The organism is Niallia sp. WK069_GA_01, assembly GCF_983173855.1.
This window is the reverse complement of record NZ_OZ470138.1, coordinates 3936381-3960759: the sequence shown is the minus strand read 5'-3', so window position 1 is coordinate 3960759 and position 24379 is coordinate 3936381. Positions and strand designations below refer to the sequence as shown.

The 24379-nt window shown below is 35.5% G+C and carries 24 protein-coding genes; 18 read left to right on the top strand and 6 right to left on the bottom strand.

Translation table 11 applies throughout. From position 1 onward, the window contains the following. The first annotated feature begins 655 nt into the window (after window positions 1–655). Window positions 656–1186: a CotO family spore coat protein gene (locus AC5LWL_RS18490; protein ID WP_493435681.1), complete on the top strand. Its 531-nt coding sequence runs from the start codon at window positions 656–658 to the stop codon at window positions 1184–1186. 867 nt (window positions 1187–2053) lie between these two features. Here AC5LWL_RS18490 and AC5LWL_RS18485 read toward each other — a convergent pair. Then, complete coding sequence (locus AC5LWL_RS18485) at window positions 2054–2551, bottom strand: CotY/CotZ family spore coat protein (RefSeq protein WP_493435680.1); 498 nt, start codon at window positions 2549–2551, stop codon at window positions 2054–2056. A 413-nt stretch (window positions 2552–2964) separates the two neighbouring features. Here AC5LWL_RS18485 and AC5LWL_RS18480 point away from each other — a divergent pair, with 413 nt between their 5' ends. The 8 genes from AC5LWL_RS18480 (at window position 2965) to spoVIF (ending at window position 7724) form a co-directional block, all read left to right on the top strand. Beyond that, window positions 2965–3327: a DUF1360 domain-containing protein gene (locus AC5LWL_RS18480; RefSeq protein WP_493435679.1), complete on the top strand. Its 363-nt coding sequence runs from the start codon at window positions 2965–2967 to the stop codon at window positions 3325–3327. A gap of 375 nt (window positions 3328–3702) precedes the next feature. Beyond that, window positions 3703–4179: a sporulation protein gene (locus tag AC5LWL_RS18475; protein ID WP_493435678.1), complete on the top strand. Its 477-nt coding sequence runs from the start codon at window positions 3703–3705 to the stop codon at window positions 4177–4179. A 15-nt stretch (window positions 4180–4194) separates the two neighbouring features. Continuing rightward, window positions 4195–4674, top strand: coding sequence for a stage V sporulation protein AC (gene spoVAC, locus AC5LWL_RS18470; RefSeq protein WP_493435677.1), 480 nt, complete (start codon window positions 4195–4197; stop codon window positions 4672–4674). Window position 4675: 1 nt separating this feature from the next. Continuing rightward, complete coding sequence (gene spoVAD, locus AC5LWL_RS18465) at window positions 4676–5713, top strand: stage V sporulation protein AD (RefSeq protein ID WP_493435676.1); 1038 nt, start codon at window positions 4676–4678, stop codon at window positions 5711–5713. Between the two features lie 91 nt (window positions 5714–5804). Continuing rightward, window positions 5805–6161: a stage V sporulation protein AE gene (spoVAE, locus tag AC5LWL_RS18460; RefSeq protein ID WP_493435675.1), complete on the top strand. Its 357-nt coding sequence runs from the start codon at window positions 5805–5807 to the stop codon at window positions 6159–6161. Between the two features lie 69 nt (window positions 6162–6230). Next, window positions 6231–6938, top strand: a complete 708-nt coding sequence (locus AC5LWL_RS18455; RefSeq protein WP_493435674.1) for a DUF421 domain-containing protein — start codon at window positions 6231–6233, stop codon at window positions 6936–6938. 161 nt (window positions 6939–7099) lie between these two features. After that, complete coding sequence (locus AC5LWL_RS18450) at window positions 7100–7225, top strand: YjcZ family sporulation protein (RefSeq protein WP_493435673.1); 126 nt, start codon at window positions 7100–7102, stop codon at window positions 7223–7225. Between the two features lie 244 nt (window positions 7226–7469). Then, window positions 7470–7724, top strand: coding sequence for a sporulation-specific transcription regulator SpoVIF (gene spoVIF, locus AC5LWL_RS18445; RefSeq protein ID WP_493435672.1), 255 nt, complete (start codon window positions 7470–7472; stop codon window positions 7722–7724). 506 nt (window positions 7725–8230) lie between these two features. On the opposite strand, the gene AC5LWL_RS18440 is transcribed toward spoVIF, so the two are convergent. Continuing rightward, complete coding sequence (locus AC5LWL_RS18440) at window positions 8231–10507, bottom strand: UvrD-helicase domain-containing protein (protein ID WP_493435671.1); 2277 nt, start codon at window positions 10505–10507, stop codon at window positions 8231–8233. A gap of 191 nt (window positions 10508–10698) precedes the next feature. On the opposite strand from AC5LWL_RS18440, the gene AC5LWL_RS18435 reads away from it, so the two are divergent. Beyond that, window positions 10699–10980: a hypothetical protein gene (locus AC5LWL_RS18435; RefSeq protein ID WP_493435670.1), complete on the top strand. Its 282-nt coding sequence runs from the start codon at window positions 10699–10701 to the stop codon at window positions 10978–10980. Between the two features lie 107 nt (window positions 10981–11087). Here the strand turns inward: AC5LWL_RS18435 and AC5LWL_RS18430 are convergent, their stop codons facing one another. The 4 genes from AC5LWL_RS18430 to AC5LWL_RS18415 form a co-directional block, all read right to left on the bottom strand. Next, window positions 11088–11762 (bottom strand): DUF421 domain-containing protein, encoded by a 675-nt coding sequence (locus AC5LWL_RS18430; RefSeq protein ID WP_493435669.1) that lies wholly within the window; start codon window positions 11760–11762, stop codon window positions 11088–11090. A 122-nt stretch (window positions 11763–11884) separates the two neighbouring features. Beyond that, entirely contained in the window at window positions 11885–12310 is a 426-nt protein-coding gene (locus AC5LWL_RS18425; protein WP_493436658.1) for a GNAT family N-acetyltransferase, read from the bottom strand. A 5-nt stretch (window positions 12311–12315) separates the two neighbouring features. Beyond that, window positions 12316–12831 (bottom strand): 2'-5' RNA ligase family protein, encoded by a 516-nt coding sequence (locus tag AC5LWL_RS18420; protein WP_493435668.1) that lies wholly within the window; start codon window positions 12829–12831, stop codon window positions 12316–12318. Between the two features lie 165 nt (window positions 12832–12996). Then, entirely contained in the window at window positions 12997–13722 is a 726-nt protein-coding gene (locus AC5LWL_RS18415; protein ID WP_493435667.1) for an alpha/beta hydrolase, read from the bottom strand. Between the two features lie 715 nt (window positions 13723–14437). On the opposite strand from AC5LWL_RS18415, the gene AC5LWL_RS18410 reads away from it, so the two are divergent. The 8 genes from AC5LWL_RS18410 (at window position 14438) to nrdG (ending at window position 23416) form a co-directional block, all read left to right on the top strand. Continuing rightward, window positions 14438–16492, top strand: coding sequence for a BglG family transcription antiterminator (locus AC5LWL_RS18410; protein WP_493435666.1), 2055 nt, complete (start codon window positions 14438–14440; stop codon window positions 16490–16492). A 59-nt stretch (window positions 16493–16551) separates the two neighbouring features. Next, on the top strand, window positions 16552–17052 hold the full coding sequence (locus AC5LWL_RS18405) for a PTS sugar transporter subunit IIA (protein WP_493435665.1): 501 nt from the start codon (window positions 16552–16554) through the stop codon (window positions 17050–17052). A gap of 13 nt (window positions 17053–17065) precedes the next feature. Then, window positions 17066–17341, top strand: coding sequence for a PTS sugar transporter subunit IIB (locus AC5LWL_RS18400; RefSeq protein WP_493435664.1), 276 nt, complete (start codon window positions 17066–17068; stop codon window positions 17339–17341). 27 nt (window positions 17342–17368) lie between these two features. Further along, on the top strand, window positions 17369–18742 hold the full coding sequence (locus AC5LWL_RS18395; protein WP_493435663.1) for a PTS galactitol transporter subunit IIC: 1374 nt from the start codon (window positions 17369–17371) through the stop codon (window positions 18740–18742). An 86-nt stretch (window positions 18743–18828) separates the two neighbouring features. Further along, on the top strand, window positions 18829–19779 hold the full coding sequence (locus AC5LWL_RS18390) for a 1-phosphofructokinase family hexose kinase (RefSeq protein WP_493435662.1): 951 nt from the start codon (window positions 18829–18831) through the stop codon (window positions 19777–19779). Then, on the top strand, window positions 19776–20420 hold the full coding sequence (locus AC5LWL_RS18385; RefSeq protein ID WP_493435661.1) for a class II aldolase/adducin family protein: 645 nt from the start codon (window positions 19776–19778) through the stop codon (window positions 20418–20420). Before AC5LWL_RS18390 ends, AC5LWL_RS18385 begins: the two co-directional genes overlap by 4 nt. 669 nt (window positions 20421–21089) lie before the next feature. Continuing rightward, on the top strand, window positions 21090–22910 hold the full coding sequence (locus AC5LWL_RS18380; RefSeq protein ID WP_493436657.1) for an anaerobic ribonucleoside triphosphate reductase: 1821 nt from the start codon (window positions 21090–21092) through the stop codon (window positions 22908–22910). Continuing rightward, window positions 22907–23416: an anaerobic ribonucleoside-triphosphate reductase activating protein gene (gene nrdG / locus AC5LWL_RS18375; protein WP_493435660.1), complete on the top strand. Its 510-nt coding sequence runs from the start codon at window positions 22907–22909 to the stop codon at window positions 23414–23416. Before AC5LWL_RS18380 ends, nrdG begins: the two co-directional genes overlap by 4 nt. Window positions 23417–24379: the final 963 nt, after the last annotated feature.

Sequence of the window (24379 nt, the reverse complement as noted above, 5' to 3'; positions counted from 1 at the left end):
AGCCTCCTCGGCGTTGCCTTGCGGGGTCTTTAGCCTTCCCACATTTCCCGCAGGAGTCTTCGCACCCTCCGTTACAAGCAACCTGTTTTAGAATAAGTTCTTGTCTTCGAATTTCATTACAAGGTATGATGACTAAACACTAGTAGCGTTGATTTTTTATGTTTATTATTCAACGTTGTTCTCCCAAAATGTGCACTTTTAGTCTATTTCTATAAAATGGATGTTTTCACCAGTTCAACGACAGCAACTAATGAATCAAAACGGCTTGATTGGAGTGTAAGGTGCGAGACTCCTGTGGGATTAGCGGGTTAGATGAGACCTAAGCAGGCGCAAGCGCCGAGGAGGCTCATCGCACGCCCCACGGAAAGCGAGCATCCTGAAACGAGAATCTTGCCCCTATTTATAAGGAATAATGTTTGCAAAAAACACCCAAAAAGACGAATCAATCATCCTTTTCTAATCTCGATGACACCATTACCAATAAATTAGCTTTATTTTCTCCCATCTCCTCTGAGAAAAAACTTATCAACTAAAATTAAAAAGTATATTAACGAAATAAAGGATCATTGCATACATTAGGAAGAACTAGGTAGTTTCTAAATAGAAGAAGACAACATTTTACTTAAGGGATAAGGAATTTTCAGGAGGTGACATTATGCCAAAGAAAAAGGGAGAAAAAACACCAAATCTGTTTGTTCAAAAGAGTAATCGACCTGTTGTTAATAATACCATGCAAGCTACTTTCTCAGTCAAAAAATCAAAACAAGAAAAACAAAAGGCAAAGTTAAAAGAACAAATGGAAGAAAAAATGCAGTTGCAAGAAAAGAAAAAAGCAGAAGTGGAAAAAAAGGCAAAATATACAGAAACTTCTGTTGAAGTACAAAAGCAAATTGAAGAATATAATAAAAAGCAAGCAGACACTGTAAAGGAAGAAGACGCAAAAAAACCTGCTTTTCGCAGATTAAAAAGCTTTAAAGAAATGACAATAGAAGAAAAGCTTGTATATCTTTTAAATTTTCCTAAACAACTTCCGCCTGTTGCATGTATTATCATTACCGATAATCATAATACGCGAGGGTTTGTGATTGGAAAAGATGAGCAATCTGTTCAAATAAAACTAATGAATGAATCTGTTATGAAAATTTCTTTGCAAAGTATTAAAGAAGTAAAAATGATTGGATTATAAAGAAGCGTTGGACCGGTTAATGGCTGGTTTTTTTAACGAATGAAAAATAAAAAAGTAATGCACAATTGATTTTGTATTTGTAATCAATTGTGCTTTTTGTTATTTCGTTTTTTTTCAAAAGTTACCCTGAAAAAAAGGTTCCGCAGGTGGAATACACTTCGCTTTCCTGTGGGCGAGCGCCAAGCCGCTTCGTCGCTACGCTCCTGCAGGGTCTCGTCTTTCTCGCTTTCCCACGGGAGTCTTCGTATATTCCACCTGCTCACTGCTTCAAACTTAGTTCATAAAACAAAATAGAAAGTAGCTGTTTTTCATGAGTCATGGTGCGAATTTCCCTTAGCATGGATGTCTGCAGGCTCAAACTTAGTCCGTTATATCTTCACATACCTAAAGGGGTTTTTTGGTCTGCTTATTAATTATTTTCTACACAAGTGCTATACGTAGATTTCATAGAAGAAAAAGTGACAATTTCATGAATCGATATTCTTCCAGGTTGTCCTTTAACATGAAGGGAAATTTTAATGCATAGAATGAAGGGAATAAAGCTGTGATTGTGTGAGAAAGGAGTTTAGACTTGAGTTTCTTAAAATATAAAACAACCAGTCGTATGGACTGGTTGCATAAAAAATCATTTATTGGAAGGCTACAGGCTGTCAACAAACCCAGCTTTTCTAGTTAGTCACCTTCTAGGATGCTTATTACTGGGCAACAAAACTTAAAGGACTTTATGCGCTGCGTTCTTATGTCTTCCTAATTCTGTTGCCAGCAGCTCTTTGAAAGGCTGCACAGCTCGATGTACTAGGTTTTGATCAGCCTGAAGTTTGGTGAAATCTATTTTGTCTACACGCTGAAATTATTTATTAGAGAATATTAATCGCAAATATCTAAATCTACATCAGCGATACATTGAACAGCACAGAAGCATTTTAAATCAACTGTGATGCAGTCGCTAGTACGGCGGAAACCGTCTAATTCACAAATTTTCTTTAAATCTACACAGCAGTCATCTACAATATTAAGTGTTTCTCTTCCAGAGTGAGTTTTTGTAACTGGAGCAAGAACTCTTAATACTGCACAGCAGTTGTCAAATACATCTTCTACACGGAAGAAGATAGACACACATGCACAATCGTCTCCTCTGAAGAAAGCATGGAATGGTGAACCATCCGCTGTTTTTAATACAATTACACGAGTATCTGCTTTGTCTCTTCTTGATGGTGATACTAATGAACCTAATGGCTCGGAGAAGCAGCTTGCTTCACACTCGCAATTGTCTTCTGCATTATCTTGGATATCTTTAATGGCACGAACTACTTCACAAACACAGCTAGAAGTACCGTGAATATCGTCTTTTTTTCCACAACCCATAATTTATTTCCTCCTTGTTTGTTTCTTTCTTTGTGATACTACACTACTAACATATTGCCGAAGGTCCTTATGGGTTACGGACAAACGCCTTTTTTCTTTAAATTTAGGCAATCGCCTACGTGATAAAGGGGTAGAGTCAATTTCATCAATTTTAAATTCAATATTATGGAAAATGAATAATGAATGGGACTATGCGTTAGGTTTTCCGAAGATTACCGTCCGCTTCCGTGGGGAGAGCGATGAGCCACAGTAATGCAGACGCTCTTTAAACCAATAATTCTTAATTTGTTACAATTTATGGTAAAACAAGTTAGGCATTAAGAAATAAAAAGAACTTTGCTCACATTGTTTATTAGATCAGTGATCCTATATAGTGTCTCTTTTTTATGCCCAGTGAAAAGAAGGAGAGGATAATGGTGGATATACATTTTATGGATTTTATTTTATTAATCCTTGCAAGCTTTCGAATTACAAGATTAATGGTATATGACAGAATTACGGAATTTATACGAAATATAGTATTAGAGGAAATAACGGAAAAAAATGAAGCTGGTGAAGACGAGATATTTTATGTTCCTAAGGAAGGAAAGGTTAGAGGTTTTTTGGGAGAACTAATTAGTTGTTACTGGTGTACAGGAGTGTGGTCAGCTATTTTTTTAACGCTTTTATATTTTCTATTTCCAGCTATTTGTACTCCCTTTGTATTAGTATTCGCCATAGCAGGTGCAGCAGCACTTATTGAAACTTTACTAAAAAGAGTGCTTCCTGAAGAATAGGAAACTTTTTGAAAAGTGGGCGAGATGTTTACACAAGCTTATTTCTCCTAACATAGTATGTGTTAGCATCTTGATTATATAGTCATGGAGGGATAGGGAATGTTTAATAAAAATAGTGAAAAAAACACACAAGAAGTCAAACCAATACCAAAAAAGAAAAAGAAAAAAAAATCTGGCTGTGGCTGCGGTAAAAAAACATCAAAATAAGCATAAATAAGAAGATAGCAAAAAAGAACCTGTCAAAAAAACGGGTTCTTTTTTTATTTTGCAAAAATTGGTACATAACTGTTGTAAGTTTTTTTCATAAAAAGTTATAAATCGAAGAAAATATAAAAAGATCAAATGAAAACATGACTTACATAGGAAGGGAAGAATATGACGAATAAAAAAATAGTAATTTGTTTCTTGATTATTCTAAGCGTCATACTGGCGGGTTGTGAAAAGTACTCTAGTCACAGCAGATGGGCATTATTTAAGACAGTAAACCAATCACCAATAATTATTGGGAATCAGGAAGATCAGACAAATCAGGAAATGGTAAAGCAAATAAAAGAGGAAACGAGAGAATTTACTTCTATATATGATGTTGCTGTTGTAAAAGGAGAAAAGGATATTTTAGTTGCTTATAAAGTAAAACATCTACATCGATTAAAAATGAAAAGCATTGAAAAGGATTTAAAAGACAAACTAAATAAGAAATTCCCAGATGCTAATTTTACTGTATCAAGTGATTTTAAAATTTTTCTTGAAACAGTAAGACTATGGGATCATTTACAAAATGCTGATTATACAGAAAAACAGGCAGATAAACGATTAAAACAAATTATTCGCTTAAATGATGAATTAACTTAAAAAGGAGGTAGACTAATGCCAAATAAAAAAGATAAACAAAAAACACCACAACAGAAACAATATGAAAAATTGGAGCAGCAGTTTGAAACAAAACGTCCTGTTATAAAAAATTGTGTAAAGGCGTTTTTCGTTGGTGGATTAATTTGTATGATTGGGCAAATCATTTCTTACTTTTATCTCTACTTCTTCCATTTTACGGAACAAACATCTGGAAATCCAACAAGTGCGACCGTAATATTCCTCTCGATGTTATTAACAGGTTTTGGATTATATGATCGTCTTGGTCAATTTGCTGGGGCTGGGAGTGCTGTTCCAGTATCAGGATTCGGAAACAGTATTATTTCGGCAGCGATCGAACATCGTACGGAAGGATTTGTTCTTGGTGTAGGTGGGAATATATTTAAACTTGCTGGCTCCGTTATCTTATTCGGTGTTTTTTCGGCATTTGTAGTTGCACTTATTAAAACGATTATTATAAAACTGGGGGGATATTAAATTGCTAAAAGGAAAACAATCATGGCTTTTTCCCAATCATCCAGTTATTCAATCCACGGGTGTATCTGGTGGTCCGTTTGAAGGAAACGGTTATTTAGCAAAAGATTTTGATGTGCTTCATGATGATTTATGGATGGGGAAGGATTCGTATGAGAAGGCACATCGATTATTACTCGAGGAGGCTGCACAAACCGCTCTGAATAAAAGTGAAATGAAACCAGAGGATGCGGAGTTTTTTATAGCAGGTGATTTAATCAATCAAATTACGCCAACAAGTTTTGCAGCAAGAACGTTGAAGATTCCCTACTTTGGTTTGTTTGGAGCTTGTTCTACCTCTATGGAAGGTTTAGCTCTTGCCTCTTTTTTAATCAATTATCAAGGCGCAAATAATATATTAACAGGTGCCTCAAGTCATAATGCTGCAGTGGAAAGGCAGTTTCGCTACCCAACAGAATATGGGGGACAGAAACCTCCGACAGCACAATGGACAGTAACTGGAGCTGGAGTAGCTTTAGTTTCTGTAAACAATGCAGATAAATCTAATTTACCATATACAACGTCCGCAACAATTGGAAAAGTAATGGATATGGGATTATCAGATCCATTTAATATGGGAGGCGCCATGGCTCCAGCTGCAGCTGATACAATTGCCGCACATTTTAATGATTTAGGTATTGATTCTACTTATTATGATTTAATTGTAACAGGTGATTTAGGGAAAATAGGAAGAGAAACAGCTTTAGCACTGTTAAAGCAAAGTGGATGGAAAATCGATGAGAATAAATTTAAAGATTGCGGGCTTCTTCTTTATAAAGAAAGTCAGCCCATACAGTCAGGCGGAAGTGGTGCAGGGTGTTCTGCAACCGTATTATATGGGCATTTGCTTAATGAAATGAAAAAAGGAACATATAAAAGAATATTAGTTGTTGCAACAGGGGCTTTATTATCCCCATTAACCGTGCAGCAAAATGAAACAATTCCATGTATTGCCCATGCAGTATCCATTGAAATAGACGATACGAGCGAAAGTAAGCTGTAACTGTTTTTCTTTAAAGAATGTTCAAAAAGTCTGGTAAAAAAGACATGCACAATAAAAGAAAATGATTCGAAATAAAAAGGAGGTGTTAAGGATGCTGCCTATGTTATTTTGGGCCTTTGTTATCGGTGGTTTAGTTTGTGTCATTGGACAACTTATGTTTGATGTTGCAAAACTTACTCCAGCTCATACATTATCTTCATTAGTTGTTTTTGGAGCAATCTTAGACGGAATAGGTTTGTATGAACCATTTGCAGATTTTGCGGGAGCAGGTGCGACTATACCTATAACCAGTTTCGGGAACGCACTTGTACACGGGGCAATGCAGGAAGCGGAAGTACATGGTATTGTTGGAGTTTTAACAGGAATGTTCGAAGTGACTAGTTCAGGAATTTCTGCTGCTATCGTTTTTGGCTTTATAGGTGCGCTGCTTTTTAAACCAAAAGGGTGACGAGCAGCCCATTCTGTATATAAGAAAATGGTTAACTTTATATAGAATTTTCCATAGGAGACATATGAAATGTCAGAAATAACCAACACGTTTATCCGTTCTTTATTGATTATAATAAGCCTTTTCTTTATTACGAAGCTTCTTGGAAAAAAGCAGCTTTCTAAATTATCTTTTTTTGAATATATAGTTGGGATTACGGCAGGAGATATTGCTGGAAGTCTATCCATGGATTCAGGCTTAAAAATAAAAGAAGGAATCACTGCGATTATTATTTGGACAACGATTCCTTTATTTATTAGTTATTTTTCTTTAAAAAGCAAAAAGTTTCGTGATTTTGTAGAGGGAACACCGACGATATTTATTAAGGATGGCAATCTTATAGAAGAGCATTTAAGAAAAGAAAAATATAGTCTCGACGAGTTATTGGAACAGCTTAGAACACAAAGTATTTTTCGTGTGGAAGATGTTGAGTTTGCAACATTAGAAGCGAATGGAGAATTAAGTGTACTTCTTAAAAAGTCAAAGCAGCCAGTATTGGTAGAAGATATGATTGATTCCCCTCCTGTAGAAAAAGAGGTGTATTCCATTATTATGGACGGAAGAATTAATCAGAAAGCAGCAAGCAACTGTAATCTTAGTGAAAAATGGATTACAGCTGCATTGCTTAAAAGAGGTTTAGTGATGGAGGAAATCTTCTTAGCACAAGTGGATCATAATGGAACGATTACATTTGATTTCTATGACCAGAATCAAAATGATAGCGCTCACTCGAAATAAAAGATAGGTTTTGCACAAATTAATGGCACGGAAAATATATGTTAGTTATGCTGATTAATAGACAATCGTACATTCTTTTCCATTCTAGTAGCTTGCCTATACAAAGCTTCGCACGAGCCATATGCTATTAAAGAATAAGGCATAAGCGAGGTGAAGGATAAATGTGTTACGGCGGATATGGATACGGCGGTAATGGCGGCGGTTACGGAAATGGGATCTCCTCTTTTGCTTTGATTGTAGTATTATTCATTTTATTGGTTATTGTTGGCGCTAGCTTCTATAACTAATAAAATTTGCGGCCAATAATTAAATGTGGCTTGTTTATTTCATGAAAAATTGGCTGCGGGGAAAAATTAAATGTATTACCAAAGAGGATATCAGCTACTGGCTGATATCCTCTTTTAATAGGGCAGAACAAAGCTTATTTTCAGGGTAAAGAATACATTTTTACTTTTTGTTAAGTAGAAGTTACACCTTTTTTCTTCCGTCTCATACTATGTAAAGTAGCTTAAAAAGGAGGAAAAAATAAGTATGAACAATAATTTTTTTAAAAATATAGAATCAAAAACTGGTGTAAACATGAAGGATATTTTAGAATTAGCCAATTCATTACAAAATGCAAACTTTAAAGACGAAAAAACAGTAAGAAGCGTTATACGCAGAGTATCACAGATTGCAGGAAAATCTGTACCAAAAGAAACAGAAGATAAAATCGTCCATTCCATTGTAAAAGACGGCAAACAATTGGATTTCAATACATTATCCAAAATGATAAATAAAAAATAGAACAAATAAAAATGCATAGACACCCATGCAAACAAAATTTGCACCATTGCGCAAATTTTGTTTATTGTATGTTGAAGCAGGGAGCAGGTTGAATACACGAAGACTCCCGCGGGAATGCGAGAAAGACGAGACCCCGCAGTGAAACGAGGAGGCTCGGCGCTCGCCCGCAGGAAAGCGAAGTGTATTCTGACTGCGGACTCATTGAGAGTCAGCATCACCTATTTTCAGGGTAGACACTCATACAATCAAATTTGCACCATGACGCAAGCAAAGAAGAAGCATTCCATTTTTTATAGTCTAAGTTTTATAGCAGGGAGCAGCCGGAATACACGAAGACTCCTATGGGGATTGCGAGACAGATGAAACCCCGCAGTGAAACGAGGAGGATCGGCGCCGCCCGCCCCATGGAAAGCGAAGTGTATTCCGGCTGCGGACTTATGGAGAGACCCAAAGCTTTTTCCAGGGTAGCTCTATCCAAATAAAACATAGAGCTACCTATTCTAACCTTAAAATGAGGATAAAAAGCGCGAAGCATTTGCTCTTTTCCCCCGCATATGCATAGGAATCGATAGATATAACTCTTGTTGTGCTCGAGTCATGCTAACATACAGAAGACGCCTTTCTTCTTCAAGAGGAAGCGGATCATTGTTTCGCTGCGCATCTAGAGCATAATCATGAGGAATAGAACCATCGACTGTACCTAATAGATAAACAGTTTTATACTCTAGCCCCTTTGCACGATGAATCGTACTTAACGTAATCGTGTTGTCAGCCTGTAAATATTGCTTTTTTATCTCACTGTTCATTGCTATCATATGGTCTGTATAGGAGATGAACTCAGCAATAGAAGCAAACTTCTTAGCCACCACTTTTAAATCTCGAATATCATCTGAGCCCTTATCCCATTGATTGCCTTCATTTCCCCGTTTTTTTATAAACTCCTGAAATCCCAGTTCTTTTTCGATTATAGTTATGGCGTCAACTGGCTGTTTCTGTTTCAGCTTATGAAGTACAGAAGGAATTTTTTTTAAGCGGGATTCTTGAAAAGCAAACCCGGTTTTTACAGAAGACAAGCAATCTAATAAATGGCAGTCTTGTAAGATGCTAGCTGCCTTTATATCCTGCAGAACAGATTTTTTAACAAATAGAGAGGGAAGTATATCTCTTACTCCATCAGGATTATCTGGATGAATGATTAATTTTAAATAGCCAAGCATGCTTTTTACAATAAAACGAGTATAAAAAGAGCCAACATTTTGTTCTAATTTAAATGGCAGACTCGATGAAGTTAAACGTTCAAATATGGCACGACTGTTTGTGTTTGTACGATAAAGAATTGCAAAATCATTCGGTTCATATCCTTTTTTTATTTTCTCTTGAATATCTGACACAATCATGGTTGCTTCTTCTTCTTCATCATATGGATAAAAAATAAATGGTGCTTTGCCAGGATAGGAAGCAATCATTTTTTTGGAGCGGCGCTTTTTATTTTTGCTGATAACTGTATTTGCAGCCGAGACAATTTCATGTGCAGAGCGATAATTATGGTCAAGAATCATTGTTTTCGCATTTGGAAAATCTTTTTCAAAATCGAGCAGGTATTTGGGATCACTGCCTCGAAATGCATAAATAGCTTGATCATCGTCCCCGACAGCATAGACGCTTGCTGCTTTTTTTGAAATCAATTTTATCCATTCATATTGTACTTTATTAATATCCTGGAATTCATCTAATAAAAAATGTTGAAAGCGTTTTTGATAGATTTCTAATATAGTTGGATTTTCCAGAAAGTAATAATATCCTCCTAGAAGCATATCATCAAAATCATATAATGCTTGCTGATGTTTTTTCTCTTCGTACTGTTTATAAAGAGAAAGCACTTTTTCTTCCCATTCGGATGCTGCTGTTATTTCATTTGGAAATAGCAAGGAATTTTTCCATGCCCCGATTTGTTGAATGGCTGCATCAAAAGGAAATTCCTTTGCATCTAATGATAATTCTTTCCCAATCTCCTTTAACAGAGCTTCCTTTTGCCAATCTTTGCTTAATAAATTTTGCCGCTGCCATTTATCTGGTTGATGGAAGGTTAAGATTTGATAAAGGATGCGATGAAAAGTTCCTGACACAATTTTATTGGTAATCGTACGGGACATATTGGGATACTGCAATAAACGTTCTTTCATTTCCGCTGCTGCTTTATTTGTAAATGTAACTAACATAATCGATGACGGCTCCACTTGTTTTTCATGGATTAAATAAGCTGCTCTTGTTGTTAGAACACGGGTTTTTCCACTTCCTGCACCTGCTATTACTAAAGCCGGTCCATTAGGAATTACAACCGCTTTCGCTTGAGAAGGATCAAGTAAGACACCGTTTTTTTGGAGCTGATGGAGATAACCTTCTGCAAAGGAAGGGGTATGAGTGACTGTTTGAGAAAAAGGTAGTTGTATTTGCAATTGTTTCGTTTCTTTAAAGACCGTTTTTACAGGCTGGTGACCAATTATTATTCGAGATTTTGGTATTCTAAATCCATTTTTTTCTTCATATTCTATTCCAGCGGCTGTTTCTTGTGAAGCTGATTCCTGGATGTCTTTGCAGTCTTCTTTTTGTGATGGATGAAAAAAGTGAGGAGTATGGTTTATTCCCATATAAAGCATTACAGATTCTCCACATACTGGACAGGATAGCAGTCCCTTTTTGCCATCTTCATAAATTTTTTGGACATCTTGTCTATTAATCGAATGTAAATGTATTAATTTGTCAACATAAAAAGCTGATAACATAGGCAACCTCAAATCTATTGATTCCAATATATAATTCATGTGTCAACGATTGTTTCGCAGCACAAAGTTTATACTTAATCATATCAAAATCATAGAAGGGTGAAAAGAGAGGAAGGTGGTTTAACATATTTATTATGGTGGAAAATAATCAATAAACAGGTAAGTAGTATTCATAATGGGAGGGAATGGAAATGGGTTATATTCTACCGATAACAAATTATCAATATGAACAATATGCTTTAAGAGAAATTGGCAGAAAAACAAATCCATATAAGCAGCAAGAAATTCCCCGGATAGTACATGTGGATAATCGATTACAAGATTTACACGATGAAACGAAAGAGCAAAAAGGAAAGGTTTATCCTGCAAGGCAGATGAATCATCCAACTAATCAAATGCATGAAAATAAAGTAAAAGACTCTTTAATAGCCAAACTTACTGGAAAAGGTGAAAATTTCCACGCATTTGTTTAGAGGATATAGATTTTTTGGATCGAATGAGGGAACTGTCAAACTTTGTTGCTAAGCTAGTCGTCAGCTCCAAGTTTATTCTGAGTCACGTGAATATTTTTCTTCAAGCCTTAATAACTTTGCACATATAATGGTGTATCCTCTTTCCATTCGGCATATAGAACATCTTTATAAGAGGAAATACCTAAATGCAGTAGCTCTTCTTTTACTTTTTGTTCGTCCCATCCAATAGGAGCCAAATTCTCAAGTATTATTTCCCCATCAAGTATAAGACTGATTGGCAGGGAAGCAGGCTGGATGGGTAACTTTAAATCCTGTTTTGTAGGTGGAGAATAAAGTTGATTTTTCATTACATTAACGGTTCCATCTGTTTCCAAAATGGCATAATAGCATTCTGTAATGGAAAAAACATCTTTTGTACGCAGAAGATGCTGCAGCTGATTTAAATCTAAATGATTCTTTTTCAACTCATTAAAATTTATTTGTCCTTTATTAATAATAATGGAAGGTTTCCCTTCAAATAATTTTCGTGTCGATCGAAATTTTTGTGTGAAAAATTCAGTGATATATATTAACAGTCCCCAGATTGCTATTGCAAAAAGTATTTTTCCTAATCCAATATTAGTATCATACATCGCATTTCCAACTAACTCACCTAGTACTAATACAGAAACAAAATCAAAGGTTGTAATTTGGGTAATCTCTGTTTTTCCAAGAATTTTTGTTAAAAATAACAACGCAAAAAAACCAACAACAAGTTCTACAAAAATATGAAAAAAATTCAATGAAATCATCCTTTCACTACCATTGTAGGCAGATTATAAAAAAATAAACACAAACTCTTGTCTAATTCAGGCAAGAGTTTGTGTTTATAAGAGTAGAAAGGAATATCCTTCACTTAAATGAGTTAGATTATTTTTTTTAACATGGTTTTATGCGGAATACCGGCATCTAGAAATTCATCTGATATTACTTCATAACCAAGTTTGGAATAAAACGGGATAGCTTGTGTTTGCGCATTTAATTTAAGTGCCGATGCCCCGTTTTTAACTGCATATTCTTCCATTTTATTCATAAGGGTTTTTCCTGAACCGCCTTTACGATTCTCCTTTAGGATACAAATTCTTTCCATCTTCCCATATTCGTCAATGATGCGATAGCGTCCAGCACCAACTGGTTTATCGTGATCATATAAAACAAAGTGAACACTTTCTTGTTCAAATTGATCAATTTCTTCTTCTTCTGGCACCTGTTGTTCATTTACGAAAACCGTGCGTCTAACAAAGAATGCATCTTCAAGTTCCTTGTCTGTTTTTACTACAATAACTTCCAAATTCATCACTTTTCCTTTCCTAATCGAAATGTTTCATATACAGTCCATGAACCATTTTCTAATTCATATAATAAATGAAAACGATCGGCTGTGTCTTTATATTGAAATGGATGCATTCGTAAACTGCTGTACATGTCAAGGTGCTCATCGTTTGTGAGCTGCTGTCCAATTGTTATATGCGGAACAAATGAATGGTTTGCATGTTCCACTCCAAGTGTGCTAGAAAGCTCGATATGTAAATCTTCTAAATCAGAGGTAGGTTCTATTTTTAAATAAACAACATTATTGGCAGGCTGAAAGGTACTGATTTTTAAAATATTAAGAGCAATAGACTGAAAGTGACTAGCTACAAGCTCTAGCTTTTTGCCAATTTCTTTTATTTCTTCATTCGTTGCTTCAAATTCACTAACAAGTGTAATATGCGGTGGGATTAATGCATATTTAGGGTCATAACGTTTTCGCAAAGAATTCGCTTTATCTTGCAGTTCTTTATTAGGGAAAATAACAATACCATATTTCATTTTACCATAACCTCCACTTTATTAAGAATTGTGACAAACAGACTCTTCGTCAATTAAAAATGTGCCAGGGCACTCTGTTCCTTATGTAAGATAGTATAACAAATCTTACTGTTAAGTTTAAAAGATTACTATCGTTAAAAAAGAAGAAACAGTAGAAAAAGCCTATTAAGAAAACATTTTCTCCATTATCGTTTTTACATAGGGCTGCCAATGTTTCCATGTATGATCGCCATTAAATTCTTTATAGATATAATCAGCAGTTGTTTTATGCAAAAGCTGGTTTAGTTCTCGATTTGGAGTCAGAAAATCCTCGACTGTTTGAATGGTCGTTTTAACCGCTGTTTCTTCTGTGCCTATAATGTGAAATATTTCGAGAAGGTGGAAACGATCGAATGCTTGAACTGCTTGTAATACCTTACTATTTACTAATGGAGACTGAAGCATTACTTTGCCAAATGTATGAGGATATTTTAAGGCTGTCATCAGTGAAACGGTTGCACCTAATGAATCACCAATTAATCCTCTTCCAAGTCCCATTTGATAGGTTGGAAATGTTTGATCGATAAATGGAACAAGCTCATGTGCTAAAAAACGGACATAGGCATGGTTCTTTTTACCTTCTGGATGATATTTTTCCCATCTGTCTTGAACTGTTAGATAAGGGATGCCAATAATAATGGTATTTTGAATTTTATTTGTATAATGTAATTCGTCTGCCACTCTTCCAATCCGTCCAAACTGAAAATAATCTTTTCCATCTTGAGCAAAAAGAATATTGTACTTATAAAGAGCTGAATAAGATGGTGGGAGATAAACAAGCAGCTTCACCTCTTCGTCCAGCTCTTTGCTTGTTATAAACATTTCCTGAATGCTGCCTTTTGAAGATTGCATAATAACTCCTCCGATCGAACTTAATGTTATCTTCATCACCCTGGGGGATATGCCCCTTGGTAATAGCATATTTCTAGTGCGTGTTCAAAAAGGAGGATAAAAAGGACCGAGAAGTTCGAGGCGGTTTCACCTTTAGCATCACACTTTCACAGGATGTGATGACTTCCACGTTGCTCACAGGACGTGAGCGTTTTTAGTGGAAGAACCTCTCGTTAATACGTGAGAAGTGGAGAAGCAAACCAACGAAGAAATTCGATGTGTCATTTTTACCGGACTTTTTGAACAACCTCTTCTAGTTATGCTTTTAGTTTAACATATACATTCATCTAGAAGCGAAGATGTAAACATGATAGGGGAAAGGGAGTATGGATGTTAAGAAACATGGTATTTGAAGGCAGGAAGTAAGGAAGTTTCTTCAGAGCTGTTCAAGGCGCTTGCGCTTTTCAATTGTCTAGCTCCAGCGCCAAGCTCTTGTGAAAAATAACCCCATGACTCTAAAAGTAAAAAGCACTTTTTGAGTCATGTGAACATTTTTCTTCAGAGCTGTTCAAGGCGCTTGCGCTTTTCTTATTAATTGGTATGAAAATATAAAGGAAAGAATAAAATTCATCACAGCATTATACATTCTATTGAGTAAACTTTGTGATGTAACCGCATTCATATTTTTGATTTTTATCATATGATAGAAGTATCAGAGGGAGTGAAAGAGGTGCTGATGGATCATCGTAGTGTTAAATTGTTAAAAGAAGTGTTGGCTTCCCCAGGCATAAAAGCGAAAACCTTAGAATCAAAATTAAATTTATCTAGAAGTCAGGTGAATTATAGTTTACAAAAGGTGAATGAATGGTTGAAGGAAAATGGGCTTGATAAAATTCGAAATAACCGAAAAACAGGATTATTTGTTGATAACCAAGTTAAAAACTTTCTACCCGCTCAAAACTCAAAAAGAAATCCAATAAAGCAAACTCCTGATGAAATGGATAGAGCTTATTTAATCTGTATTCTTCTCTTAAGTCGAACAGAAGAGCTATCCTTATTTCATCTTGCTGACACTCTTACTGTTAGCAGAAATACTGTCTTGAAAATCTTGAAAAAGGCAGAAAAGATAGCAGAAAAATATAAAATCTCTATACTGTATAATCGCCGAACAGGCTATTTTATGGAAGGTCTTGAATTTAATAAACGATATTTACTAATTGCTTCTGTTCAAAAGTTGTTTCACTCAATGGATGGTGCTGCATGGGTGCAGGAGATGGCTGCATTATCTATTCAGGAACTGGAAATCATGAGACAAAGATTTGAAAAAGTGGAAAGAAAGCTCAATATAAAATTCACAGATGAGAGAATGAAAGAACTTCCATTTTCCTTATTGCTCCTATTGAAAAGAATTTCAATGGGAAAAGGAATGGAGAATCATGATATACCCTTATCCGATTTAACGATGACAAAGGAATATAAAGTAGTGGAAGATTTAGTATGGGGAATAGCAAATGTAAAGCAGGAAGACCGCTTATTTATCTGCCTCCAGCTTCTTGCAGCAAATGTAATAGAAATAGAAAAAGATATTTATCATGATACAGCGATTTTGGAAGCAATCCAAGAAATGTTAACCGTATTTGAAAATAACGCCTGTATTCGATTTCATGATCGCAGTATTTTAGAAAGTAAGCTTTTGCAGCATTTAAAGCCAGCAATCTATCGCATGAAGTATGGACTAACAATTGAAAATCCCCTTTTAGATGAAATAAAACAAGAATATGAGGATGTGCATCAACTAGTACTTAAAAGTCTTGGTTCTATTGAAAATTTAGTAGAAAAGAAAATAGAAGAAGATGAAGCATCCTTTCTAACTTTACTGATTAAAAGTTGGCTGTATAAATATGGAGAGGAGATTCCGAATAAGCTAAAAGCGATAGTGGTATGTCCGAATGGCATTTCAGTAAGTAAATTATTATTCGAATCATTAAAGGAACTTTTTCCACAATTTATATTTTTAGACCATGTCAGTATTCGGGAATTTGAAAAATTTAATTCAATCGTCGATATTGTTTTTTCTACCGTTTCCATTCCTACAAAGAAAAAATTCTTTTATATAAAATCACTGCTTACTAGTCAAGAAAAAAAAGAATTACAACAACGAGTAATAGAAGAAATTCATGGATACCGCACATCTTCTCTTTCTGTAGAAGCAATTCTTTCTATTATAGAGAAACATGCACAAATTAAGAATGCCTATTCTTTAAAAAAAGAATTAAGGGAATTAATGTACGAGAAACAGAATGCAATAACGGCAGGTGAAGGAAACAAACCAACATTACAGGATGTATTAAAAAAAGAATACATTCAATTTTCGAAAAGAGCATCCTCATGGAACGAAGCGATCCTGCTCGCATCTCAGCCATTATTAAATAAACAATTGATAGAAAATCGGTATGTGGATGCGATGATCAAAAAGTTTAATCCAGATGAACCATATATTATTATTGCACCGAATGTTGCGATACCACATGCATCTCCAGAGGATGGCGTTTATCAGGTTGCTATGAGTTTATTAGTGTTGGAAGAAGGAGTGGAATTTTCTCCTGGTCTTGTTATTCAACTTGTATTTGTTATTGCGGCAGTTGATCGAAAAAAACATTTAAGAGCACTTTTGCAATTGAATGAGTTAATTAATAGAGAAGAGCAAATGCGTAAACTGATTGGCGCAGCAACAGCAGAAGAGGCATATTCCTTCATTCAGGAAGCAGCAAAAGTAGAAGTGGATATTTAAAGGAGGTGATAGATTAACATGATTGTATGATTTTAAAATTAGTAAGGGAGATGTAAAGGTTGGAAGAAAACTATGAAGATTTAAAAACAGCTACCTATTATTTTCAACATCTATTTTCCGAAGAATTAGTTTTTCCGAAGTTTGATGTTGATTCGAAAGAGGAGCTATTTGAAAAAATAGCTGCTAGATTACTAGAGGAAAATTACGTAGAACCTAGTTTTTTTCAGGGATTGTTAGAAAGAGAAATAAATTTCCCAACAGGGCTGCGGACCACTCCCATACATGTAGCAATACCGCATACTGATCCAGAACATATTCGTACACCGTTTATCGCAGTAATTAAACCAACTGCATGTATTCGTTTCTATGAAATGGGATCAGATGATATTGAAGTTCAAGCACAGATTATTTTTGTATTAGGACTTCATAAGTCAGCAGATCAAGTCCCGCTTTTGCAGGGCTTAATGGAAATGTTTATGGATGAAAAAACAATGGAGAAATTAATAGCTTCTACTGATTCAAAAGAGATACTTTCATTTATTCAAAATCAAATGAACTAGAGGAGTGTTTTTTATGAAAAAGGTTATTGTAGCATGTGGTTCAGGTGTGGCAACATCGCAAACTGTCGCATCTAAAGTGAAAAAGCTGTTAGAAAAAAATAAAATTCGAGCAAGTGTAGAAGCAGTTGATATTAAATCAATTGATACGTATATAAAAGACTGTTCCGTATATATCGCGATTACGAAGCCTAAAAAAGCGTATAAAGTTCCAGTTTTAAGCGGGATTCCTTTTCTGACAGGTGTTGGAATGGAAAAAGAACTACAAAAGCTGATTCAGGCATTAAAGTAGTAATGAGATCTTTAGGAGGAGAAGCAGATGGAACTATTACAATCGGTTATTAATTATATATTGGATTTTGGAGCAGCTGTATTTGTTCCAGTCATCATGATTATTGTCGGTTTATTTGCAAAAATGAAATTTAAGGAGGCATTTAGTTCCGGTTTAACATTAGGAGTCGCATTTATCGGCATGAACTTAGTTGTCGGATTTATGATGAACAGCATGGGACCTGCTGCCCAGCATTTCGTTGAAAATACAGGAATCGTTTTAAATATAATGGATGGCGGCTGGACTTCTCTCGCCACATTAGCATGGGCCTGGCCACTGGCATTCTTCCTATTTCCATATCAGATTTTAATTAATATTATTATGTTGGCAACCAAGCAGACCAATACATTAAATGTTGATTTATGGAATGTTTGGGGAAAAATTTTAACGGCTGTTCTTGTAGTAGGAGTTTCTGGTAGTGTACCTCTTGCTTTTTTGATAGCAGGAATTCAAATTATTCTCGAGTTAAAAATTGCAGATGCCAGTCAAAAACAAATTCAACAACTAACAGAGATTCCAGGAGTAACCTCCCCACACAGCATGATTCTTTTTGGAGCTTTTTTATGGCCATTAAACAGGTTGATGGATTTTATTCCAGGATTAAATAAAAAAATTGATGCAAACTGGTTAAAAGACAAAATAGGGGTATTTGCGGAAAATCATGTAATGGGTTTTATTATCGGCATTTTGCTGGGGATTTTTGCAAAATATGATATTCAAGGTATTTTAACACTTGGTGTTCAGGCAGGAGCTGCTTTAACTTTATTCCCAATGGTTGCTAAACTATTTATGCAAGCGTTAGCACCATTATCCGATGCGATCTCAGAATATATGAGAAAACGTTTTTCTAATCGTGAATTACACATTGGTTTAGATTGGCCGATTTTGGCAGGCTGTAATGAAATTTGGGTGACGACGATTATATTGGTTCCTATTACATTAGTGTTGGCCATTATTTTACCAGGAAATAATGTATTGCCGTTTGCAGGCATTATCAACTTATCCTTTGCTGTACCAGCTTTGATTGTTACAGGAGGAAATCTTCTAAGAATGATTCTATTAGGTGTAGTAACAACACCTGTATTCCTATATGTATCGACTCTTTTTGCTCCAACGATTACAGAACTTGCGAAAGATACGAAGTTAATTGACATACCGGCTGGACAGATGCTGTCCTGGAGTACATTAGAATATCCAGATTTTCGATATGCATTTACCCAAGCAACAGATATTGTAAATGGAAACTACTGGGGATTATTGTTAGCAGGAATATGGATTGCATTGTATGTAATGTTCTATAGAGGAATGAAAGCGAGATCAATTAAAATAGAAAAAGAAGAAGAGACAAACAATTTGGCGTAATTGCAAGCCTCAACGAAAATGCATCTACTATTAATATATAGAAAATTCAGGAAAAGGTGAATCTAAACTGCAAGGAAGTGTAAAAGATGATATATACTGTTACGTTAAATACAGCCATTGACCGCATACTGTATGTTGAAAACCAATTAACAAGAAAAAAAAATAATGTCATTAATAGTATTGGCTACGATATAGGAGGAAAAGCAACACATGTGTCTGTTGTTCTAGCCAAAATGAAAATAGATAATATTGCAACTGGTTTTATTGGAGAACATCATAGCGCATTATTATTATCCATGCTTCAAAGCCATCAAGTTAAGAGTAATTTTATCGTACAAAAAGGGTGCAGAACGAGAGAAAGTACGGTTATTGTTGATGATTCTGGCAATGGCAGTTTTATGATGACAGAAAAGGGATTTGAAATTTCGGAATCCTCTCATATAAAATTAGTAAACTATTTACAAGAAAACGTGAAAAAAGGAGATTTGATTGTTTTTGCAGGATCCCCACCGAGCGGATATTCGATAGATAACTATAGACAATTGCTGGAGACAGTAACGAAAAAAGGCGGTTTACTTGTTATAGACGCAGCAAAAGAATTCTTGCGAGAGGCAATAAAGCAAAAACCATATTTAATAAAACCAAATGAGGACGAATTAAATGAACTTATTGGAAAAAGCTTAACAAAAGATCATGAATATATAGAAGAAATAATAAAACTCCATCAAAAGGGAGTGGAGGTAGTTGTAATTTCCCTTGGAAAAAAAGGAAGTTTTATAGGATTTGCTCAACAATATTTTAAAGTAACTCCACCAGTTGTAGAGGAAGTGAATGACACAGGCTGTGGTGACGCATTTGTCGGCGGCATGGTAGCGGGGTTGACGAAAGATACAGAAGATATATTAAATGCAGTACGTTTTGCAACTGCTGTTAGTGCTTTAAAAGCTACACAAAAAACGAGCTCTATTCCATCATTACACCATATAGATGAATGGATGGAAGCAGTACAAATTGAAAGGATTGGTGAAGAAGAATGATGTATTTAGAGGAGAGAAAAGATCTTTGTGTTGTGACAAAAATGATGTTCGATCGTTTTATTACAAATGCAGCAGGAGGAAATATTACTGTAAAAGTAAATGAAGAGCACTGGATAATGACGCCAACCTTAATGTCACAGGCTAAATTTTGTAGGCTGGAACCGAATGATATTTTGGTTATTGATAAAGAAGGGAATATTTTAGAAGGAGATGGAAAATTAACAAGAGAATTTAATATGCATATGGCAGTATACGAAACGGTTCAAAAGGCAGGTGCAGTTATTCATGCCCACCCAAAAGAATCAATGGTTTTTGCTTCATTAGGATTAGAACTTCCCCATTTATGTGAAGCGACGCAAAAGTTAGGAGAAGTAAAAACACTTGATTTTGCACCGGCAACGTCACAAGAACTAGCGGAAAAAGTAAAAGAATACGTACAAACAAGAAAAAATGATTTACCAGTTGCAACCTTGCTAAGAGAGCATGGCATTCTTGTTATCGATAAAACATTGCGCCAAGCATATGATATGTTAGAAAGAATTGAATATAATGCCTATGTGAATATACAAGCAAACCTTTTTAAGGCTCTTGGAGTAATAAAGACAGAAAAAACAGAATTTTCCTATAATACGGAGGAGTAGCATGTTCAAGCATAAACGGTTGCACTGTATAGTCCTTTTCTTCACAGTAGCATTACTTATTTTTGGCATTATTACAATGAATATTTGGATAAGTATAGTTGCCTTCTTCATTAGTTTACTTCTTAATTATAAACAATCAACTTTTTTAAGGAATCACGAACCAAGAAAAATAGATAGAAAACAGTAAGGAAAAGCAAAGTAATATGAAAGTAAACCGAAACTATCTTACAGTATGAAATTAGTTGATCTTAGGGAGAGAACCTTTTTCTCTCCCTAATTATGTTGTTGGAAAATGGAAGGAACGGACTTTAAATCAGTCGTTCTTACACAGTTTATAAGGGGGCATTGAAGGTGTTTTATTCGATAATTATAGGTGAAGAAACTAAATAGAGGTAGAAGGGAGTTCAGTGTGAAATTCTTTTAAATGAAAGGTACCTAATTATTTATAAACAGGCTGTAAGATTTGATGGATGCGTGTTAATCAAGGTTTATCGATTCTATTGAGGCAGGCAATCTTTTTTTTAGAAAAAATAATATTTCACTATATATTGTGTACATTTAGTGAAATATTATCTATATATCGTTTTTTGATCATTTCAGCCTTTATAATTATGACTAGTTATAAATTAATTGGAGTGATTTTAATTGGGTAATTATACAGAATTATTAATGGAATTTGATGAAATTGTCCGCAGTGATAATCATGATTATATACAAGAGAACGCAAATATAGATGGTCTTTCACCGATGAGTCATATGATGCATTTTGCTTCCTCCTCATCTCGTCATTACACGATAGAAAAACTTTTATCAGCGGAAGCGAAACAAGCATTTCAACAAGGCTATATTCATATTCATGATCTTGATTTTTATTCTTCTGGAACGGCTACATGCTGCCAAATACCTTTAGCTAAAATCTTGAAAAAGGGATTTGATACAGGGCATGGATTTATGAGGGAACCACAAACTATTATGAGTGCAATGGCATTAACTTCTATTATTTTACAGGCGAATCAAAATCAACAGCATGGTGGACAAGCTATTCCTATGCTGGATTATGATTTAGCTCCATATATAAAAAAAACGCATGAAAAAAATAAAAGAAAATTAGAAGAAATTATAGACGAAGAAGCATTAGTTGAGAAAAAAGCTTGGGAATGGACTGAAAAGGAAACCTATCAAGCTTGTGAAGCTTTTATACATAATTGTAATAGCATGCATTCAAGAGGAGGGGGACAGACTCCTTTTGTATCTGTTAATTTAGGAACAGATACTTCTAAAGAAGGTGCACTATTAACTAAATGTTTATTGCTTGCAACACAAGCTGGATTAGGTGCAGGGGAGACTCCGATTTTTCCAATTATTGTGTTTAAAGTAAAAGAAGGAATTAATTATTTGGAAGAAGATCCAAATTATTCTCTTTTTGAATTAGCGATCGAAACAACAAGCAAGCGTCTGTTTCCAAACTTTGTTTTTATTGATGCGCCATTTAATGCAAAATATTATGATGGGACACCGGAATCTGAAATAGCAACAATGGGTTGCCGAACAAGAGTAATGGGAAATATTCATGGGAAAGAACAGGCCAGTGGCAGAGGTAATTTGTCTTTTACTAGCATTAATTTACCGTTGCTTGCCCTAGAATCGTCGACTATTGAACAGTTTTTTGGCAAACTTGATGAGTATTTAGAGATTACGATTAAACAATTATATGATCGTTATGTTTATCAAGGGAAAAAAACGGTTGCTAATTTCAAATTTTTATTTACACAAGGTGTATGGGCAAATGGTGAAACATTAAATCAAGATGACTATTTAGAGGATATTTTAAAACAAGGAACATTGTCGATTGGATTTGTAGGATTGGCAGAATGTTTAGTTGCATTATTAGGGGTGCATCATGGAGAAAGTCAAGCTGCATATGAGTTAGGGCTGAAAATTGTTAAACATATGAGAGATGCAGCAGATGATGCTATGGAAAAATATCAATTGAATTATTCCCTTATTGCAACACCTGCAGAATCATTTGCAGGAAAAGCGCTGCGTGTGGCAAAAAAGAAGCATGGAGTTATAAATAAAGTGACAGATCGTGATTACTTTACAAACAGCTTTCATGTTCCTGTTTATTTTAAAATGAAAGCAATTGAAAAAATCAAAAAAGAAGCGCCTTTTCATGAATTAACAAATGCTGGACATATTACGTATGTAGAATTAGATGGAGATGCAAGCAAAAATACTGAAGCAATGAAGACAATTGTTCGTGCTATGAAAGAATCTGGCATTGGCTATGGCAGTATTAATCATCCTGTTGACAGATGCCTGTCATGTGGACATAAAGGAATTATCGATAACCAATGCCCAGCATGCGGTGAAGAAGAGGAAAGCAACATTGAGCGCATCCGCCGTATCACTGGCTATTTAGTAGGCTCATTAAACAAATGGAATTCAGCAAAAAGAGCAGAAGAATCAGAACGTGTGAAGCATTCGTGAAAGTATTAAATATTATTCATGATAGCATTGTAGATGGACCTGGATTAAGAAGTACCATTTTTTTTGCTGGATGCCCTCATCAATGTCTTGGCTGTCATAATCCGCAAAGCTGGAATTATAATGCGGGCATGGAGATGTCGATTGAAGAAATTTATCAAGAATTAATAGATAACCCACTTACCGATATTACTTTTAGCGGAGGAGAGCCACTCCTTCAGTTAGAGGATCTGACTATTTTAGCTAAAAAATTAAAAGCCAGCGGGAAAAATATATGGTGTTATACAGGGTATACATGGGAGTATTTGCTACAATCAAAAAGAGAGGCATTTATACGCTTATGCAACGAACTGGATATTCTTGTAGATGGACCATTTGTTAAGGAAAAAAGAGATTTATCTTTAATATATAGAGGCAGCAGCAATCAACGGCTGATTCATTGTAAAAAAAGCGTGCAAGAAAATAACATCGTTTTATTCGAACAAAAGAAAGCACTAGTATCCAATTGATTTTATCGGATACAGATTTGTAAATTGATACAGTAAGTTAAAGAAGCTGGGACATAAGTATTCCAGCCGAAGATAAACCTGAACAATGATACGAAGATGTAAAAAACATTTCGTATTATGGTTTGGGTTTTTTATTTATGTAAAAAAGAAGATTTGTGGTAATCACTCGCAGCCTGCATACACTTCGCTTTTCCTGTGGCTCGGCTTTAGCCGCTTCGGCCCCTGGCCTGCAGGGTCTAAGCTTCCTCCCAGCGGAAAGCGAGTGTTTTGTAGTGTAATGGAACAAAATAGTTTTTATACTTAACTACTCAAACTTCGCACCATCAAATTCGTTTGCAAGTCTTGATCTTACTCGTTTTAGAACAATAAAATGGGAGGCTTGTTTTTTAGTGTGGGGGTTGCTTTCCCCTACGGGTTGCTTCGCTTTCCGCGGGGTGGGAGCTGAGCCTCCTCGGCGTTGCCTTGCGGGGCCTCAGCCTTCCCACATTTCCCGCAGGAGTCTTCGCACCCTCCGTTACAAGCAACCTGTTTTAGAATAAGTTCTTGTCTTCGAATTTCATGACAAGGTATGATGACTAAATACTAGTAGCGCGTTGATTTTTTATGTTTATTATTCAACGTTGTTCTCCCAAAATGTGCACTTTTAGTCTATTTCTATAAAGTGGGTGTTTTTACCAGTTTAACGACAACAACTAATGGATCAAAACGGCTTGATTGGAGTGTAAGGTGCGAGACTCCTGTGGGATTAGCGGGTTAGATGAGACCCCGCAGGCTTGCGCCGAGGAGGCTCATCGCACGCCCCACGGAAAGCGAGCATCCTGAAACGAGAATCTTGCCCCAATTTATAAGGAATAATGTTTGCAAAAAAACACCCAAAAAGACGAATCAATCACCCTTTTCTAATTGCTCTAGACCAAGTTATGCTAATACATGAAGAGAGATGTATAACTGCAAAGTTTGAGT

Excerpts from the sequence above, each read along its gene's own strand:
- AC5LWL_RS18385 (WP_493435661.1), top strand. The coding sequence starts at position 19,776 with ATGATGTATTTAGAGGAGAGAAAAGATCTTTGTGTTGTGACAAAAATG.
- AC5LWL_RS18475 (WP_493435678.1), top strand. The coding sequence starts at position 3,703 with ATGACGAATAAAAAAATAGTAATTTGTTTCTTGATTATTCTAAGCGTC.
- AC5LWL_RS18410 (WP_493435666.1), top strand. The coding sequence starts at position 14,438 with ATGGATCATCGTAGTGTTAAATTGTTAAAAGAAGTGTTGGCTTCCCCA.
- AC5LWL_RS18400 (WP_493435664.1), top strand. The coding sequence starts at position 17,066 with ATGAAAAAGGTTATTGTAGCATGTGGTTCAGGTGTGGCAACATCGCAA.
- AC5LWL_RS18420 (WP_493435668.1), bottom strand. The coding sequence starts at position 12,831 with ATGAAATATGGTATTGTTATTTTCCCTAATAAAGAACTGCAAGATAAA.
- AC5LWL_RS18485 (WP_493435680.1), bottom strand. The coding sequence starts at position 2,551 with ATGGGTTGTGGAAAAAAAGACGATATTCACGGTACTTCTAGCTGTGTT.
- spoVIF (WP_493435672.1), top strand. The coding sequence starts at position 7,470 with ATGAACAATAATTTTTTTAAAAATATAGAATCAAAAACTGGTGTAAAC.
- AC5LWL_RS18490 (WP_493435681.1), top strand. The coding sequence starts at position 656 with ATGCCAAAGAAAAAGGGAGAAAAAACACCAAATCTGTTTGTTCAAAAG.
- AC5LWL_RS18440 (WP_493435671.1), bottom strand. The coding sequence starts at position 10,507 with ATGTTATCAGCTTTTTATGTTGACAAATTAATACATTTACATTCGATT.
- AC5LWL_RS18435 (WP_493435670.1), top strand. The coding sequence starts at position 10,699 with ATGGGTTATATTCTACCGATAACAAATTATCAATATGAACAATATGCT.
- AC5LWL_RS18380 (WP_493436657.1), top strand. The coding sequence starts at position 21,090 with ATGGAATTTGATGAAATTGTCCGCAGTGATAATCATGATTATATACAA.
- spoVAE (WP_493435675.1), top strand. The coding sequence starts at position 5,805 with ATGCTGCCTATGTTATTTTGGGCCTTTGTTATCGGTGGTTTAGTTTGT.
- AC5LWL_RS18480 (WP_493435679.1), top strand. The coding sequence starts at position 2,965 with ATGGTGGATATACATTTTATGGATTTTATTTTATTAATCCTTGCAAGC.
- AC5LWL_RS18395 (WP_493435663.1), top strand. The coding sequence starts at position 17,369 with ATGGAACTATTACAATCGGTTATTAATTATATATTGGATTTTGGAGCA.
- AC5LWL_RS18415 (WP_493435667.1), bottom strand. The coding sequence starts at position 13,722 with ATGCAATCTTCAAAAGGCAGCATTCAGGAAATGTTTATAACAAGCAAA.
- spoVAC (WP_493435677.1), top strand. The coding sequence starts at position 4,195 with ATGCCAAATAAAAAAGATAAACAAAAAACACCACAACAGAAACAATAT.
- AC5LWL_RS18450 (WP_493435673.1), top strand. The coding sequence starts at position 7,100 with ATGTGTTACGGCGGATATGGATACGGCGGTAATGGCGGCGGTTACGGA.
- AC5LWL_RS18390 (WP_493435662.1), top strand. The coding sequence starts at position 18,829 with ATGATATATACTGTTACGTTAAATACAGCCATTGACCGCATACTGTAT.
- AC5LWL_RS18455 (WP_493435674.1), top strand. The coding sequence starts at position 6,231 with ATGTCAGAAATAACCAACACGTTTATCCGTTCTTTATTGATTATAATA.